This is a genomic window from Streptomyces sp. NPDC058683 (assembly GCF_042716195.1).
GTDB lineage: Bacteria > Actinomycetota > Actinomycetes > Streptomycetales > Streptomycetaceae > Streptomyces.
This window is the reverse complement of the sequence record NZ_JBHXSK010000105.1, coordinates 1-16,166: the sequence shown is the minus strand read 5'-3', so window position 1 is coordinate 16,166 and position 16,166 is coordinate 1. Positions and strand designations below refer to the sequence as shown.

At 71.0% G+C, this 16,166-nt stretch carries 15 protein-coding genes and 1 tRNA gene; 12 read left to right on the top strand and 4 right to left on the bottom strand.

Annotated elements, in window-relative coordinates; all coding sequences use genetic code 11:
• Positions 1-137: 137 nt before the first annotated feature.
• The gene (locus ACFWXC_RS52410) at positions 138-827 is read left to right on the top strand and encodes a GAF and ANTAR domain-containing protein (protein ID WP_384491339.1); all 690 of its coding nucleotides are present in this window, start codon (positions 138-140) and stop codon (positions 825-827) included.
• 195 nt (positions 828-1,022) lie between these two features.
• Here ACFWXC_RS52410 and ACFWXC_RS52405 read toward each other — a convergent pair.
• A tRNA-Arg gene (locus tag ACFWXC_RS52405) sits at positions 1,023-1,095 on the bottom strand.
• 320 nt (positions 1,096-1,415) lie between these two features.
• On the opposite strand from ACFWXC_RS52405, the gene ACFWXC_RS52400 reads away from it, so the two are divergent.
• The 7 genes from ACFWXC_RS52400 (at position 1,416) to ACFWXC_RS52370 (ending at position 9,997) form a co-directional block, all read left to right on the top strand.
• Positions 1,416-3,023 (top strand): dynamin family protein, encoded by a 1,608-nt coding sequence (locus tag ACFWXC_RS52400; RefSeq protein WP_384491337.1) that lies wholly within the window; start codon positions 1,416-1,418, stop codon positions 3,021-3,023.
• Positions 3,024-3,026: 3 nt separating this feature from the next.
• Positions 3,027-5,408, top strand: coding sequence for a GTPase (locus ACFWXC_RS52395; RefSeq protein ID WP_384491335.1), 2,382 nt, complete (start codon positions 3,027-3,029; stop codon positions 5,406-5,408).
• A 261-nt stretch (positions 5,409-5,669) separates the two neighbouring features.
• A complete protein-coding gene (locus ACFWXC_RS52390; RefSeq protein WP_384491333.1) occupies positions 5,670-6,137 on the top strand; it encodes a single-stranded DNA-binding protein in 468 nt (155 codons plus the stop codon).
• A gap of 371 nt (positions 6,138-6,508) precedes the next feature.
• Positions 6,509-7,891 carry a Cys-Gln thioester bond-forming surface protein gene (locus ACFWXC_RS52385; protein ID WP_384491331.1) on the top strand — a complete coding sequence of 461 codons (1,383 nt, stop codon included), beginning with the start codon at positions 6,509-6,511 and terminating at the stop codon, positions 7,889-7,891.
• A 36-nt stretch (positions 7,892-7,927) separates the two neighbouring features.
• Entirely contained in the window at positions 7,928-8,299 is a 372-nt protein-coding gene (locus ACFWXC_RS52380) for a hypothetical protein (protein WP_384491329.1), read from the top strand.
• A 571-nt stretch (positions 8,300-8,870) separates the two neighbouring features.
• On the top strand, positions 8,871-9,506 hold the full coding sequence (locus tag ACFWXC_RS52375; RefSeq protein ID WP_384491327.1) for a hypothetical protein: 636 nt from the start codon (positions 8,871-8,873) through the stop codon (positions 9,504-9,506).
• The gene (locus tag ACFWXC_RS52370) at positions 9,503-9,997 is read left to right on the top strand and encodes a hypothetical protein (RefSeq protein ID WP_384491325.1); all 495 of its coding nucleotides are present in this window, start codon (positions 9,503-9,505) and stop codon (positions 9,995-9,997) included. Before ACFWXC_RS52375 ends, ACFWXC_RS52370 begins: the two co-directional genes overlap by 4 nt.
• Before the next feature lie 407 nt (positions 9,998-10,404).
• On the opposite strand, the gene ACFWXC_RS52365 is transcribed toward ACFWXC_RS52370, so the two are convergent.
• Complete coding sequence (locus ACFWXC_RS52365; protein WP_384491323.1) at positions 10,405-10,941, bottom strand: SHOCT domain-containing protein; 537 nt, start codon at positions 10,939-10,941, stop codon at positions 10,405-10,407.
• Positions 10,942-11,191: 250 nt separating this feature from the next.
• Here ACFWXC_RS52365 and ettA point away from each other — a divergent pair, with 250 nt between their 5' ends.
• The 3 genes from ettA to ACFWXC_RS52350 are packed head-to-tail and all read left to right on the top strand — an operon-like array spanning position 11,192 to position 13,938.
• On the top strand, positions 11,192-12,856 hold the full coding sequence (ettA, locus tag ACFWXC_RS52360) for an energy-dependent translational throttle protein EttA (protein WP_384491321.1): 1,665 nt from the start codon (positions 11,192-11,194) through the stop codon (positions 12,854-12,856).
• Between the two features lie 6 nt (positions 12,857-12,862).
• Positions 12,863-13,273: an acyl-CoA thioesterase gene (locus tag ACFWXC_RS52355; protein ID WP_384491319.1), complete on the top strand. Its 411-nt coding sequence runs from the start codon at positions 12,863-12,865 to the stop codon at positions 13,271-13,273.
• Positions 13,270-13,938 (top strand): hypothetical protein, encoded by a 669-nt coding sequence (locus ACFWXC_RS52350; protein ID WP_384491317.1) that lies wholly within the window; start codon positions 13,270-13,272, stop codon positions 13,936-13,938. The genes ACFWXC_RS52355 and ACFWXC_RS52350 overlap by 4 nt, the downstream gene beginning before the upstream one ends.
• A gap of 14 nt (positions 13,939-13,952) precedes the next feature.
• Here ACFWXC_RS52350 and ACFWXC_RS52345 read toward each other — a convergent pair whose 3' ends face one another.
• On the bottom strand, positions 13,953-14,357 hold the full coding sequence (locus tag ACFWXC_RS52345; RefSeq protein ID WP_351690951.1) for a globin: 405 nt from the start codon (positions 14,355-14,357) through the stop codon (positions 13,953-13,955).
• Positions 14,358-14,436: 79 nt separating this feature from the next.
• On the opposite strand from ACFWXC_RS52345, the gene ACFWXC_RS52340 reads away from it, so the two are divergent.
• The gene (locus ACFWXC_RS52340; protein WP_384491315.1) at positions 14,437-15,447 is read left to right on the top strand and encodes a methyltransferase domain-containing protein; all 1,011 of its coding nucleotides are present in this window, start codon (positions 14,437-14,439) and stop codon (positions 15,445-15,447) included.
• A 22-nt stretch (positions 15,448-15,469) separates the two neighbouring features.
• Here ACFWXC_RS52340 and ACFWXC_RS52335 read toward each other — a convergent pair.
• A partial coding sequence (locus tag ACFWXC_RS52335) for an FHA domain-containing protein (protein ID WP_384491313.1) occupies positions 15,470-16,166 on the bottom strand: 697 nt, incomplete at its 5' end.

Below are 16,166 nucleotides of genomic sequence, written 5' to 3'. Positions count from 1 at the left end.
GGTGCGAGATGCCCGGCATCTCGCACCCAACGGCACAGGAGCCTTCTGACAACGATGTCAGACCTCGTCCTCTCCGGGGGTCTGCGCCCGCCGCGTGACATGCTGGGAGCGGGACGGACCGGGAGGCGGCGGACGCGATGGACTGGGCTCGGTTCGCGCAGCGGCTGGCGTCCCTGGCGCGGGACCTGCTGGCGCAGGAGTCGGTCGACGCCACCCTGGCCCGGATCACTGATTCGGCCACGGAGCTGGTGGAGGGCTGCGACGCGGCCGGCATCCTGGTGGTGCGCGGCAAGGAGGTGCGGACGCTCGCACCCACGGAGCAACTGGTCGTCGACAGCGACCGGCTCCAGGAGCGGCTGGGTGAGGGACCGTGCTTCGACGTCGCCCGCGACGAGAACGCGGAGCGGGTGTACCGCATCCGGGACTTCACCCAGGAGCAGCCCGGCTGGCCGGAATTCGCCCCCCGGGCCCACCGGCTGGGCGTGGGCAGCATGATGGGCTTCCTGCTGTACACCGAGGACGAAGAACTCGGCGCGCTGAACATCTACTCCCGCCGGCCCGGCGCCTTCACCGAGGCCAGCGAACTGGCCGGCTGGCTGCTGGCCTCCCACGCGGCGGTCGCCTTCTCCAGCGCCCGCACCCAGGCCCAGCTGGAACAGGCCGTCGCCACCCGTCACCTGATCGGCGAGGCCATGGGCATCCTGATGGGCTGCCACCACCTCACCGAGGAACAGGCCTTCGACGTGCTGCGCCGCTACTCGCAGGAGAACAACATCAAGCTCCGCGAGGTCGCCCGCAGGGTCTGCGAACAGGGCCCGCTGTCCTGAACGGCGGTGCGGGCGGGCCCTGGCCGACGGTGCGGGCGGGCGGCTGTGCGGGGCGTCGGCGTACGACGTCGACAACAAGCCCTTTCTCGGCTGCCCGCGGCGCCCGCGCCCATGATCGGCGAAATCCTGCCCGAACGGCCCAGGAGGCGCGTCTGACCTGCGGTTTCCCGGGAAAACGGATGACTGTGGAGTGGGCGCCCCCGGCAGGACTCGAACCTGCGGCCAAGCGCTTAGAAGGCGCCTGCTCTATCCACTGAGCTACGGGGGCCGGCTGTGCTGGCCTCGTACGTCCTGCCCTGGCCGGGCCGGTTCGTGACGTTGCCGGGGACAAGGATAGAACTCCCCGGTCCTCGTCCCGGTTGCTTCGCCTCCGTGGCTCAATGTGGAGGTTCGGTGAAGCGGTCCTGATAATCGCAGGCAGGTACGAATCGTGCATCGCTTTTGGCGCCTGACGCACCGGGTGTTGTGCACTCGTTATGCCTGGACTGTGCCTCTGTCCCAGTCATCCCTTCCGCCCGTTGTGTTCTGTCGGCGCGCAGACATGTCTATATGCTTCAGAATTCCCCTAAAATTGGGCATTCTTCGCATGTGGTGACCTTGGACGTACGGCCTCAGCTGCTCGACACACTCTCCGCTCTGCGCGACCGTGTCGCCGCCGCACGCTTTCCGTTGCCCCTGGCCGGGGCCGCACGCGCGCGTGCCAATCGCGACGAACTGCTCGCCCAGCTCGACGACTATCTGGTGCCCCGGCTCAAAGAGCCCGAAGCGCCGCTTCTGGCCGTCGTGGGCGGATCGACCGGTGCCGGCAAGTCGACCCTCGTCAACTCTCTGGTGGGCCGCCGGGTCAGTGAGGCGGGCGTGCTGCGGCCGACCACCCGCACACCGGTCCTGGTCTGTCATCCGGAGGACCATCACTGGTTCAGCGGCATGCGCGTGCTGCCCGACCTCACGCGTGTGTGGGTACCGAACCAGGAACCCGGCGACGACCCCTTCCTCCCCGGCGAGAATCCCGAGCGCGTGCTGCGCGTCGAGACCGTCGACAGCCTCCCGCGCGGACTCGCCCTCCTCGACGCCCCCGACATCGACTCCCTGGTCGTCGACAACCGTGTCCTCGCCGCCGAACTCATCTGCGCCGCCGACATCTGGGTGATGGTCACGACGGCCGCGCGCTACGCCGACGCCGTCCCCTGGCATCTGCTGCGCACCGCCAAGGAGTACGACGCCACCCTGGTGACCGTCCTCGACCGGGTCCCGCACCAGGTCGTCTCCGAGGTCTCCCGGCAGTACGGCGCCCTCCTCACCAAGGCCGGACTCGGCGACGTGCCCCGGTTCACGGTGCCCGAGCTGCCCGAGTCCGCGTGGGGCGGCGGGCTGCTCCCGGCCACCGCCGTCGCCCCGCTGCGCGCCTGGCTCCTGCAACAGGCCCAGGACCCCGGCGCCCGCCAGCACACCCTGGCCCGCACCGCCCACGGTGTCCTCGACTCCCTCAAGGCCCGGATGCCCGAGCTGGCCGCCGCCGCCGCCGCCCAGTACGCCGCGGCCCTGCGCCTGACCTCCGCCGTCGAGGCGGCCTACGACAGCGAGCACGCGCGCGTGCGCGGCCGGCTCCAGAACGGCGCCGTGCTCGCCGGTGACGCCCTCAAGCGCTGGCGCGCCTTCCCCGTCGACTGTGCCGCCGACGAACTCCTGGACGCCCTGGTGGAGAGCCTCGCCGCGCTGCTGCTGTGCGCCGTGACCGCCGCCGACGAACGCGTCGACGACACCTGGCGCCGCGAACCCGCCTCCGCCGCCCCCGGACTCACCGACCGCGACCCCTCCCTGGAGAGCGCCGAGCACCGCATCGGTATCGCCGTCCGGCGCTGGCGGCGCGAGCTGGAGGAGTACGCCGACGACGAGGTGCGCGAACTCGACCGCAGCGTCGCACCGGACTCCGAGGCGGTCGCCGCCCTGGTGGCCACCGCGCTGCTCGGCGGGCGCCGCACCCGGGTGGCGGGGGAGCGGCTCGCCGAACGCATCGGCGCCCATGGCGCGCTGCGGCTGCGCGACCGCGCGGGACGGCTGCTCGGCGAGCACGTGGACCGCGTCATGCACGCCGAACGCGAACGCCGCCTCGCCCCGCTGGACGCCCTGGACGTCCACCCCGAACCCCAGGCCGAACTCATCGCCGCCCTGTCCGTCCTCCAGAAGGAGAGGTGACCGGTGACCGCCGTCACTGACCACGACCACACGGATCACATGGAACGCATGGATCACACCGGTGACTACGCAGGTGAGTACACGAGTGACTGCACCAGTGACTTCGAAAGCGGCCTGACCGCGGCGGACCCCGCACCGGACGCCGGACGCGAGCCGGTGCGGGAGCCGGGACGTGAGCCGGGGCGGGAGCCCGGACGTGAGCCGGTGCGTGAGCCCGGACGTGAGCCGGGGCGGGGGGCCGGACGGGAGCCCGTACCGGACCGCGTACCCGACCCCGGTCCGGACCCGGTGAGGGCCGCTGTGAAGGACACCGCGAAGGGCACCGTGATGGAGTCGGCCAAGGACCCGGAGAGGGACTCGGGGAGCGGCCCGGGGAGCGGCCCGGGGAGGGACTCGGGCAGCGGCCCAGGGAGGGACTCGGCCAAGGGCTCGGCGAAGAGCTCGGGGAAGGACTCCGCGCCGGACTCCGTGAAGGAAGCCGTGCATGCCCCCGGGGCGCGCCTCGTGAAGGACTGCGTACCGGACGGGTCCCGGACCCGGCGGGACGGGACCGGCACGGCCCCCGCCGACCCGGCCGAGGGCGCCGCCGAGACCGAGACCGTGCCGCACGCGCGCGTGCAGGAGCAGCGCGAGCAACGCGAGCAACGCGAGACGCGGGAACCGGCCGACGAAGACCCGGGCGCCGCCGACGACGTCTGGGACGACGGCCTCATCGCCCGCCGGGTCAGCGAGACCGCGAAACCGGCCGCTCCCGTCCTGGAGACCCGGGGCCCGGGCGCCCCGCCCCCCGCCCCGCTGGCGTACGACGGACAGCTGCGCTCCCGCCTCGACGCGCTGCGCGAACTCGTCGGCCTCTCCCGCACCCGGCTCGACAGCCAGACCCTCTCCGAGGCCGGCCGGGTCCTGGACGAGGCCGCCGCCCGGCGCCGGCTCTCCGGCCAGCACACCGTCATCGCCATCGCCGGCGCCACCGGGAGCGGCAAGTCGCAGCTGTTCAACGCGCTCGCCGGAGTCGCCATCTCGGAGACCGGCGTACGGCGCCCCACCACCGCCGCGCCCATCGCGTGCAGCTGGAGCGACGGCAGCGCGGCCCTCATCGACCGGCTCGGCATCCCGGGCCGGCTGCGCCGCCGCCCCGTGCACAACCCGGAGGCGGACGCGCAACTGCGTGGGCTGGTCCTGATCGACCTGCCCGACCACGACTCGGCCGTGGTCCAGCACCGCGAACACGTCGACCGGATCCTGAAGCTGGTGGACGCGGTGATCTGGGTCGTCGACCCCGAGAAGTACGCCGACGCGGTGCTCCACGAGCGCTATCTGCGGCCCCTGTCCGGCCACGCGGAGGTCATGTTCATCGTCCTCAACCAGACCGACCGGCTCCCCGGCGAGGCCGCCGACCTGGTCCTCGACGATCTGCGCCGGGTCCTCGACGAGGACGGCGTCGCGCTCGGCGAGTACGGCGAACCGGGCGCCACCGTGCTCGCGCTGTCCGCGCTCACCGGGGACGGTATCGGCGAACTGCGCGAGACCCTCGGCCAGTTCGTCTCCGAGCGGGGCGCGGCGGCCCGCCGGGTCGCCGCCGACGTGGACGCCGCCGCGGCCCGGCTGCGGCCCGTCTACGCCACCGGGCGCCGCGCCGGGCTCAGCGAGGAGGCGCGCGACGACTTCGCCGCGCAGCTGGCCGACGCGGTGGGCGCCACCGCCGCGGGCGAGGCCGCCGAACGGGCCTGGCTGCGCAACGCCAACCGGGCCTGCGGCACGCCCTGGTTGCGGCTGTGGCGCTGGTACCAGGGGCGCGGCGAACAGCCCACCGGACGCCTCCAGCAGGCCCAGCCGGAGGAGGAGGCCACCGCACGGCAGCGCGTCGAGCAGGCGGTGCGCACGGTCTGCGACCGGGCCTCGGCCGGACTGCCCGCGCCCTGGGCGCAGGCGGTCCGGGAGGCGGCCGTACGCGGCTCGCAGGGCCTGTCGGAGGCGCTCGACGACCTGGCCGCACGGGCCGGGCTGCCCCCGGGGCGGCCGCCGCGGCCGGGCTGGTGGCCGGTGGCGGTGCTCGCGCAGGCCGCCATGACGCTCCTCCAAGTGGTCGGCGGGCTGTGGCTGGTGGGGCAGATCACCGGGGTGATGGCGCCCAACCTGGGCGTGCCGGTGCTGCTGATGATCGCCGGGATCATCGGCGGGCCGCTGGTCGAGTGGGGCTGCCGGCTGGCGGCACGGGGACCGGCCCGCCGGTACGGCCTGGAGGCGGAGCGCCGCCTGCGGGAGGCGGCGGCCGGGTGCGGCCGGGCCCGGGTACTGGACCCGGTGGCGGCGGAACTGCTGCGCTACCGCGAGGTACGGGAGCAGTACGGCAGGGTGACACGGGCGGGGGCCGGGGTGGGGTGACGCCGGCGGGGGGCGGGTGCCGTGAGGTCCGCCGGGCCGGGTGAGGTCCGTCGTGGGGGAGGTGGGTCACTCGTCCGGGTGGTGGGGTTTTCCACAGGCCGCCGGTGGTCCACAGCGCTCGGCGGGTCCGGCCCGGCCGCGGCAGTCTGGTCCCGCGGCGATCGCCACGAGGGCGGCCGCCGCGGTGGACACAGCCGTACGGGACGGGCCCGTACGCGGATCCGCCCCGGCCCCGGCGGCCGGGCGTGGGAGGGGTTCGTGATGAACGAGACGTTGGTCTGCGCGGTGGGCAATGTGGCGACGCAGCCGGTCTACCGGGAGCTGGCGGCGGGACCGTCGGCGCGTTTCCGGCTGGCGGTGACCTCGCGCTACTGGGACCGCGAGAAGAGCACCTGGACGGACGGCCACACCAACTTCTTCACGGTGTGGGCCAACCGGCAGCTCGCCACCAACGCGGCGGCCTCGCTGTCCGTCGGCGACCCGGTCGTCGTTCAGGGGCGGCTGAAGGTACGCACCGAGACCCGGGAGGGCCAGCAGTGGACCTCCGCCGACATCGACGCGGTGGCGATCGGCCACGACCTCGCCCGCGGTACGGCGGCCTTCCGGCGGGCCGGGAAACCGGAGACGGCGGCACCGGCACCGCCCCGGCCGGAGCCGGACTGGGAGACACCGGCGGAGTCCCCCGGCACCGCCGTGCAACAGCAGTCGGAACCGGTGGCGGTGACGTGAAGTCCCCCCGGGCGGCGAGCTGTTCACCACGGCCTGACCGAACTGCGGCCGATTGATCGCCTCTTGACGCTTTATCGGCGGGTGCACCGCGAAGTGCCCACCGAGGCGACCGGGTGGATTTGTCGATAACCGCTGCTCATCCGGCGTCCCGCGATAACGATTACGGATCGGATCGCTCATCCGACCATCTCACCGGGAATGGGCGGTCCGACTGATCCATAGGATGCCGGGCGTGGCCCCTGGGGCCGCTGATTCTGCTGGTGGGACCACCCCCCGCGTTCAAGGGGTCCTGCTCGAAGGGGAATTCTGTGCTCGCTGCGTTCTCTGGTTCCTCGGCGCCCCGTGCGTCCGCCAGGCACTCCGGTACGCCCGTGTCCGCGAGAGGCGTGGCTCGCCTCGCCGCCGCGGCACTGACGTCCGGGCTGGTGGCCGTCGTCGCGCTGACCGGTGCCGGCCGGGCCGCGGCCGACGACGGCACCACCCAGAGCCAGAGCGGGGCGACGGCGACCATAGGCGGCCTGAAGACCTACGGCGAGGCCGTCGTGCACGGCGACAGCGGTGACGAGCAGGTGGCCGCGGGCCTGTTCGAGATGTCCGTGGACGGCGGCGGCATGCTCCAGACGTACTGCGTCGACCTCCACAACCCCACCCAGCGGGACGCCAAGTACCACGAGGCGGCCTGGAGCGGCACCTCGCTGGGCGCCAACAAGAACGCCGGCAAGATCCGCTGGATCCTGCAGAACTCCTACCCGCAGGTCAACGATCTCGCCGCACTCGCCCGCAAGGCCGGGGCCGGCAGCCTCACCGAGCAGGACGCGGCGGCCGGCACCCAGGTGGCGATCTGGCGGTACTCGGACGGTGTGGACGTCGACGCCGTCGATCCGCAGGCCGAGAAGCTCGCCGACTACCTGGAGAAGAGCGCCCGCAGCCAGACGGAGCCGCAGGCCTCGCTGACCCTGGGCCCGCCCGCGGTCTCCGGCCGGCCGGGCGGCCTGCTCGGCCCGGTCACGGTCCACACCAACGCGCGCACCGTCACCGTGGTCCCGCCCGCCGACGCGGCCCTGACCGGGGTGCGGATCACCGACAGGACCGGCAAGCCGGTCACCACGGCGCAGGACGGCACCGAGCTGTACTTCAAGGTCCCCGACGACGCCACGGACGCCTCCGCGGAACTCGCCGTCCAGGCGTCGACCACCGTCCCGGTCGGCCGCGCCTTCACCTCCGAGAGCCGCAGCCAGACGCAGATCCTGGCCGGCTCCAGCGAGTCCACGGTCGCCGCGACCGCGAACGCGACCTGGGCGGAGCAGGGCGCGATACCGGCACTGTCGGCCGAGAAGAACTGCGCCGCGGGCGGCGTGGACATCACCGCGGCCAACACCGGCGACCAGCCGTTCACCTTCGAGCTGATGGGCACCGAGCACACCATCCCCGCGAACACCTCGCGGACGGTGACCATCCCGCTCCAGGAGGACCAGGTCTACGACTTCACGATCACCGGCGCCAACAGCCTCGAACGGCGCTTCACCGGCGTCTTCGACTGCAAGACCCAGGCCGCCGAGAGCGGCCTGACCACCCAGACCCTCAGCGAGCCCAGCCCCGCCTCGGTGGGCGGCACCGCCTCCGACGTCAACCTCGCTGCGACCGGCGGCGACTCCGCGACCGGCGTGATCACGGGCGTCGCCATCGGCCTGGTGGTGATCGGCGGCGCGGTCCTGGTGATCCTCCGCCGCCGGGAGAACCCGATGGGCGAGTGAGCCCCGCGGAGAGGCCTCGCAGGGCAGTATGACCCCATGACCAAGTCGCCCCGCGCCGCCGCCTCCGACTCGGTGCTGTCCCTGTGGTCGCAGGACTCGGTGCTGTCGATCGGCTCGGTGGGATCCGTACTGTCCATCGGGTCGGTCGGCTCGGCCCTGTCCGTCGGCTCGATCGGCAGCGCCCTCTCGGTCGGTTCGATCGGCTCCGCGCTGTCCCTGATCTCGGCCGGCTCATGGCTGAGCACGGGATCCGTCCTGTCGGCACAGTCCCGCTGGTCGGTCCTCTCCTGGCACTCCTCCCACGCCCTCCGCGCGGCCGGAGCGGCAGGAGCCCTGGCGGCAACCGCCCTGCTCCTGCACAGCACCCTCCGGTCCCGGTCCGTTTCCGCCACCACCGACCGCCCCTGACCCCGCCACAACCACCAGCGAACCCCCAGCTCACAGCCCCCGACCAAACGGGCTGACACCCAAGCCCGGCCGTCAGGCAAGATGGCGCGCGGTAGAACTTTCCCCGCTCGATCAAGCCCCGGCTGCGCTCCGCTCCGGGCACCGCTCCTGCCTTCGGCCCGCTCCGCCCGCGCTGCGCCGACGCGCGCTCTGAAGCGAGTTGGCCGACGACAGGAGGTCAGAACCCATCGCGGCTGGGGCGGTCGGCTCCACGACGTTAGCCAGCCACTTTGGCGCGAGCCTGCGAAGAGCATGGCCCCAACGCCGTGCTTTAACGGGCGGGTCCACAGTCCGCCCGACGGGCCGCAAGCTTACGGGGCCATGATCACTCGCGCCGAAGCAGCTCCCGGCCAAAATCACTCCGCCGACCTGGGCTCTGAGTCGCCCGCTCCAAACGAGAACACCGGAGCGGCACGGTGGATCCTCAAGTTGCCCTCAGAACCACGATCTTCTGATTGTCGCGGACATGCCCTGTGCATAGGGTTCAAATGCTAGATCGCCACGGGGGCGGTCGACCAAACAAAGGTGTCACATGGGCATCAGTTCACGGCGCGCATTGACCAGCGCTGCCGCAGTACTGCTTCTCTGCCTCACGACTGCGGGCACTGCCGCCGCTGAGGAGGGGCCGTCCGACAGCCCGGCGATATCTGCCGATCAAACGACGGACGTCAACGACAGACAGGGTTGGGAAGACGCCGACGATCAGCCGCTCAGCGAGCGGACACCGACCATGTGTGACAGGCCGGAGACGTGGTACACCATCACGTCGAAGAAGAACTACCACGTCCCGTCCTGGTGGAACGGCACCAAATACAAGGACGGTCCGGGTAGCACCATGAACGTGTCCGTGACCAAGAGCGGCACCATTTCCCTCGAAATATCGGGCAGCGGTGAGTGGTCTGCCGGGGCGATCCTCGCGAAGGCCAAGACCACCATCAGTGTCAAGATCGCGGGTAGCGTAACCGTTGCCACCGGACACACGTACTCTCACGACATCAGCAGAAACAAGTACGGCCATTTGCAGTACGGTTCGTGGGGCTACAAGACGACCTGGAAGAAGTGGCGTTCCAGCAGCGGAAGTAGCTGCGACACCGTCGAGATCGGTCATGGATCAGCGACCTTCCCCACGTCCGAAACCGGTTGGAAGTACTGGGAAACCTCCTCATGACCAAGATGAGCCCGCGGGCCTGGTTCGCCGGATGCGCTGTGGCAGCGTCGGTCTTGCTGCTGACCTCGTGCACCTCCGATAGCGGTGACGGTGGGGCCACCAACCCCCAGTCGTCACCGCCCACGGTGAGTGCGTCTCAGGCCGGCGCCAAGGCACAGGAGAAGAAGCTCACAGACCAGGCCCAGGCAGCCCTTGCCGCCGTTCAGAGCGGGACGATGGTCGAGGCCGGTGCGGAGCGCGTGACCGACGGCATCCACACAGAGCCCACGCTGAGCCAGGGCAAGGCATACAGACTCAACCTGGTATGCGTCGGTAGCGGCAACGCACACTTGACATTCACGCCGGCAAGCACCGGGCCGAAGGCCGTGGTCCCGTGTGATCAGTCAGTGGTGCAGCAACGGATCACCGCGCGCAAGTCGCCGATACGTATTGATGTCGAGGGCGCCAAAGGATCTACGGGTGTGATCGCCTGGCAGATCGACGCGTTCTGATCAAGGCACCCAGTACGAACAGCAGCGGAGTACAGCAACCACTGCAACCATGCGCATCCGGCAGCGTCCTCACAGGGCTATAGCGCAACCGGTAGGACCGCTGTCGACCGATCGATCCGTTCAGAGCTACGAATCAGAAGGCCCGTGCCCGATCCAGCGGGGAGCACCGGGTAACGACGGGTACTCACGGACAGCATGCAGCACGGCGGCCCCTGGCCGATCTACCTGGTCAGGGGCCGTTCACCTGCGGTGGGTGTGGGATGTGAACCCACGGTGACATTGCTGCCACGACGGTTTTCAAGATTATTCAGGGCCTGGGCTTGGCCGGCGACACTCTGCTGGAATCGAACCACCCGGCGACGCCACCGCGACGGCCGTCCACTTCGCGATCACCGCGTCGGCGCGCATCACATGCGGGCGAGGATCTCCGCCTTCTTGGCCGCGAACTCTTCCTCCGAGAGGATGCCCGCATCCCGCAGCTCCGCGAGCTGCCGCAGCTGCTCGACGGGCGTACTTGCCTGCGGCGCGGGAGCCGCAGGTTGAACAGGGGGAGTGGTGGCAGGAGGGGTCTGGCCGGGGGCAGGGACCTTTCCGAGTACCAAGTCGGTGAGCAGCGCCTTGATACCGGGCGCCGAGTCGTGCGGCACTCGGAACTCGATCGTGTTGCCCGAAGCCACCACCACGACCTTGGTGTACATCAGGCCGTCCCGCTTGGTCACCACACTGGAGATGCTCTTGGCCGGGATCATCTCGGTGCCCGCGTCGGAGCTGCGGACCCCCGTGGCCAGGAGAGACGCACCGCCGGTCAGGAGGCCCGCCGTGAGCTTCTTGGCGCTCATACCGCGGGCTCGGGCCCACTCGACCCGGTCGTGATAGATGGACACGTCGGCGTTCTTGCCGTCGATGTGGCTCTTGAAGGTCATCAGCGCATTGCTGGACATCATGGTGCTCCTGATTTCAATGCGGCGCGGTGCTGCCGCCCGCCACTAGACACACACCGGGACGCGAAGGTTGTGCGAGGGAGACCGAGACCGACGGGCACTCGCGGTGGCGGTGACAGACCGGTCACCGCAACCGCCAGTGAAACCCCAGGTCACAGCTCCCCGACCAAACGGGTTAACACCCGAGGCTGGACGTCAGGCAAGATGGGGTGTATCTGCCCACTGCCAGTTTCAAGCTGCCGGACGGTTTCTCTTGGCTGAGTTCATTTACACCATGCGCAAGGCGCGCAAAGCGCACGGCGACAAGGTGATCCTCGACAACGTCACCCTGAGCTTCCTGCCGGGGGCGAAGATCGGCGTTGTCGGTCCGAACGGTGCCGGTAAGTCGACCGTGCTGAAGATCATGGCGGGGCTGGAGCAGCCGTCCAACGGCGACGCCTTCATCTCGCCCGGTTACAGCGTCGGCATCCTGATGCAGGAGCCCACGCTCACCGAGGACAAGACCGTCCTGGAGAACGTCCAGGGGGGTGTCGCCGAGATCAAGGGCAAGCTCGACCGGTTCAACGAGATCGCCGAGCTGATGGCGACCGACTACTCGGACGCGCTGCTCGACGAGATGGGCAAGCTCCAGGAGGAGCTGGACCACTCCAACGCCTGGGACCTCGACGCCCAGCTGGAGCAGGCCATGGACGCCCTGGGCTGCCCCCCGGGCGACTGGCCGGTCACCACCCTCTCCGGTGGTGAGCGCCGCCGCGTGGCCCTCTGCAAGCTCCTCCTCGAGGCGCCCGACCTGCTGCTCCTCGACGAGCCCACCAACCACCTCGACGCCGAGTCGGTGAACTGGCTGGAGCAGCACCTCGCCAAGTACGCGGGGACCGTGGTCGCGATCACCCACGACCGGTACTTCCTGGACAACGTCGCCGAGTGGATCCTCGAGCTCGACCGCGGCCGCGCCTACCCCTACGAGGGCAACTACTCCACGTACCTGGAGACCAAGGCCACCCGCCTCAAGGTCGAGGGTGCCAAGGACGCCAAGCGGCAGAAGCGTCTGAAGGACGAGCTCGAGTGGGTCCGCTCCAACGCCAAGGGGCGGCAGGCCAAGTCCAAGGCCCGTCTCGCGCGGTACGAGGAGATGGCCGCCGAGGCGGACAAGATGCGGAAGCTGGACTTCGAAGAGATCCAGATCCCGCCGGGCCCGCGTCTGGGCAGCATCGTCGTCGAGGTCGACAAGCTCAACAAGGCCTTCGGCGAGAAGGTCCTGGTCGACGGGCTGAGCTTCACCCTGCCGCGCAACGGCATCGTCGGCGTGATCGGCCCGAACGGCGCCGGCAAGACGACGCTGTTCAAGATGATCCAGGGCCTGGAGACTCCGGACTCGGGTGACATCAAGGTCGGCGAGACCGTCAAGATCTCCTACGTCGACCAGAGCCGCGCCAACCTCGACCCGAAGAAGACGCTGTGGGAGGTCGTGTCCGACGGCCTCGACTACATCAACGTCGGCCAGGTCGAGATGCCCAGCCGGGCCTACGTGTCCGCGTTCGGCTTCAAGGGCCCGGACCAGCAGAAGCCGACCGCCGTCCTCTCCGGCGGTGAGCGCAACCGCCTCAACCTGGCACTTACCCTCAAGCAGGGCGGCAACCTGCTGCTCCTCGACGAGCCGACCAACGACCTCGACGTCGAGACCCTCTCCAGCCTGGAGAACGCGCTGCTGGAGTTCCCCGGGTGCGCCGTGGTCGTCTCCCACGACCGCTGGTTCCTGGACCGGGTCGCCACCCACATCCTCGCCTACGAGGGCGAGTCCAAGTGGTTCTGGTTCGAGGGCAACTTCGAGTCGTACGAGAAGAACAAGATCGAGCGGCTCGGTCCGGACGCCGCGCGTCCGCACCGCGCCACCTACAAGAAGCTGACCCGGGGCTGATCACACTTGCGTCACCACTACCGCTGCCCCCTGCGCTGGTCCGACATGGACGCCTACGGCCATGTCAACAACGCGGTCTTCATCCGCTACCTGGAGGAAGCCCGCATCGACTTCCTGTTCCGGCCGGAAAAGGATTTCAAGCAGGGGTCGGTGGTGGCACGCCACGAGATCGACTACAAGCGGCAGCTCGTCCACCGGCACCACCCGGTGGACATCGAGCTGTGGATCACCGAGATCAGGGCCGCCTCCTTCACCATCACCTACGAGGTGAAGGACGACGACCTGATCTACGTACGGGCCTCCACGGTGGTCGTGCCCTTCGACTTCGCGACGGGCCGGCCGCGCCGGATCACCGCCGACGAACGGGACTTCCTGGAGGAGTACCGGGACGACAAGGAGGAGGCCGTCGCCGCATGACGGTGCTCCACCTCGCCGACGAAGGGGAGGCGGCGGATCTCGCGGCCTTCCTCTCCCGGCTGCTCCACTACGACCGTTCGGCCGCGGTACGCCTCCAGGCGGCCGGCACCGCGCTGGCCGTCTTCGGGCGGCCGCCGTCCTTCGAGGTGCTGGCGATCCGCGCGGTGCGGCTCGCCAAGCCGTACGAGCAGGGTCTGGACGTCACGCTCGATGTGACCGTCTCCGCGGGGGAGTTGCTGGAGTCGGTGGACGCGCGGGCCGCCACGGCCGGAGTGCCGGGGGCGGTCACCGGGCCGCCCTGGGCGGGCGTGCTGCCGCCGCGCGGTGGCTGGCGGCCGGAGCCGGGCCTGCCCGCGCCGCAGGCGCTGGCGGCCACGGTGGCGGCCGCGGTGGGTGAATTCCGGTCCCGTACGGCGGAGTTGGGGCCGGAGGACCGTACCCGCGCCGAACTCGACCGGATCGGGCGGGACATCTGGTCCCGGACCGTGGGCGGCACCCGGCTCCCGGTACGGGCCGTGCACGCGGCCCAGTCGCTGCGCTTCCTGCGGCCCGCCGACGAGGCCGTGCTGCTCTCCGCGGGGGCATGGCTGCGGCTGCGCACGCCGTTCGGGTCGATCGCGGTACGGCGGGCGGGACTCGGGGCGCTGGACGTCAGCGTCCGCTGAACCGGTTCCCGCGGTCAGTCCGGGGTGTTCACCATCGAGGCGGCCGCGTAGGTGAGGTAGTTCCAGAGGGTCTCCCGGTGCTCCTCGGACAGACCCAGCTCGTCCACGGCCACCCGCATGTGCCGCAGCCAGGCGTCGTGCGCCGCCCGGTCCACGGTGAACGGGGCGTGCCGCATCCGCAGCCGGGGGTGGCCGCGGTTGTCGCTGTACGTCGTGGGGCCGCCCCAGTACTGGATGAGGAACAGGGTGAGCCGTTCCTCGGCCGGACCCAGGTCCTCCTCCGGATACATCGGCTTGAGGAGCGGGTCCTCGGCGACGCCCTCGTAGAAACGGTGGACCAGCCTGCGGAACGTCTCCTCCCCGCCGACCTGCTCGTAGAAGGTCTTCTCCTGCAGCGTGCCGCGCCGAATCTCTCTCACCCCTACATGGTCTCAGACGCGGTGACCGAGGACTCAAGGCTTAGGACCCGGTGCGCGGGCGGGGTTCTAGTGTGGGCACATGGGCACCCACGACTCCGAGACCCCGGAGATCCCTGAGCACTCGGAGATCCCGGACATCGAGGGGCTGGCCGCCGTGGCGCGGGGCGAGCTGGTGCGGGAGATCGACGCCGAGGGGGTCTGGGCGGCGGAGCCGGTGTGGCGGGAGGCCTTCGAGACGGTGCCCCGGCATCTGTTCGTGCCGTACTACTACGTCGCCGGGGCACGCGGTTATGAGCGCCGGTGGGGCGAGAGCGCCGATCCCGGGGCCCGGGAACGCTGGGTGCGCGGCGCCTACGAGGACGTTCCGCTGGCCACCCGGCTGCGCGACGGTGAGCTGCTGTCCTCCAGCAGCCAGCCCTCGCTGATGGCGCGGATGCTGGTCGCGCTGCGGGTGGCCGACGGCGACCGGGTGCTGGAGATCGGCGCCGGGACCGGGTACAACGCGGCGCTGCTGGCCCATCGGCTCGGCGACGACGGTCTCGTCACCACGGTGGATGTGGATCCGGAGATCACCGAGTCGGCGCGGCTGCATCTGGCCGCGGCCGGTCATCGGCCGGCCGTCGTCACCGGGGACGGGGCGCGGGGGGTGCCCGAGCGGGCGCCGTTCGACCGGATCATCGCGACCTGTGCGCTGCCGGGCGTGCCGCCGGCGTGGGTCGCGCAGTGCGCGGCGGGGGCGCGGATTCTCGCGCCGGTGGCCACGGGTCTGCTGACGCTGGCCGTGCGGGGCGGAGGGTGTGCCGAGGGCCGGTTTCTGCCGTCGGCCGCGTTCTTCGTGCCGTTGCGCGGGGTGGAGCGGGCGGCGGCTGGGGATGTGGGCGAGGTGCCGTCCTGGGCGCTGGAGGACGAGCTGTTCCGGTTCCTGATGGAGCTGACCCAGGGGGTGCTCAGCCCTCGGGAGGCCTACGAGGTGTGGGAGCGGGAGGGGATGCCCGGGCGCGAACGGTACGGCGTCACGGTGGAGGGGGACGGGGAGTGGGTGTGGCTGGACGACCGGGAGGGGCCGTGGGTCTGGCCTCTCCCGGTCTGAGCCCCGTACGGAGTGCCGCGGCTCAGCCGCGCCGGACGGTGATCGTCGTCCAGGCCCCTACGTGCACCCGGTCCCCGTCCTGCAACGGCACCGGGACGAACGGCTGGATGGGCTCCTCGCCGCCGTTCACCGTCGTGCCGTTCGTCGAGTTCTGGTCGACGACCGCCCAGCTGCCGTCCGGCTGCTGGACCAGGACCGCGTGCTGGTGCGAGACGCCCGGGTCCTCCGGCGGCACCGACAGGTCGATGTCGGGGGTGTCACCGGTGGAGTGCCGGCGGCGGCCGATGGTGACCTGGTTGCCGGCGAGCGTGCGCTGCTGCTCGGGGGAGTACGCGGGCAGGTTGAGGCCGGCCGCCTCCGGGCCCGAGCGCTGCATCATCGCCATGAAGTACTCGCGGTCCGGGCCGATCGTCGCCGTCCAGGTCGCCGGCCCCTGCGGGGCCTGCGGGAAGCCGGGACCGGCCGGGGCGGCGGGCTGCGGATAGCCGTAGCCGCCGGGGCGGGCGCCCGGGGCGGCGGGCCCGCCGGGGCCGGCCGCCGGCGGGGAGATCACCCAGTCGTCGTCGGCGCCGCCGAAGGACGGGCCGCCGGCCGGGGGCCTGCCGGTCTCCTGCGGGTAGCCGGGCGGTGCGGGCGGGCCCGGCTGATGGAGGGCTAGCTCTCGGGGGACGCGGTTGCAGAGAAGACTGGGGGGATGGGGGGGGTGCGGGGGAGGTGGG

Bases quoted from the DNA above. Each gene is read 5' to 3' on its own strand.
- ACFWXC_RS52340 (WP_384491315.1), top strand. From the start codon at position 14,437: ATGGGCACCCACGACTCCGAGACCCCGGAGATCCCTGAGCACTCGGAG.
- ACFWXC_RS52375 (WP_384491327.1), top strand. From the start codon at position 8,871: ATGGGCATCAGTTCACGGCGCGCATTGACCAGCGCTGCCGCAGTACTG.
- ACFWXC_RS52410 (WP_384491339.1), top strand. From the start codon at position 138: ATGGACTGGGCTCGGTTCGCGCAGCGGCTGGCGTCCCTGGCGCGGGAC.
- ACFWXC_RS52370 (WP_384491325.1), top strand. From the start codon at position 9,503: ATGACCAAGATGAGCCCGCGGGCCTGGTTCGCCGGATGCGCTGTGGCA.
- ACFWXC_RS52365 (WP_384491323.1), bottom strand. From the start codon at position 10,941: ATGATGTCCAGCAATGCGCTGATGACCTTCAAGAGCCACATCGACGGC.
- ACFWXC_RS52350 (WP_384491317.1), top strand. From the start codon at position 13,270: ATGACGGTGCTCCACCTCGCCGACGAAGGGGAGGCGGCGGATCTCGCG.
- ACFWXC_RS52380 (WP_384491329.1), top strand. From the start codon at position 7,928: ATGACCAAGTCGCCCCGCGCCGCCGCCTCCGACTCGGTGCTGTCCCTG.
- ACFWXC_RS52390 (WP_384491333.1), top strand. From the start codon at position 5,670: ATGAACGAGACGTTGGTCTGCGCGGTGGGCAATGTGGCGACGCAGCCG.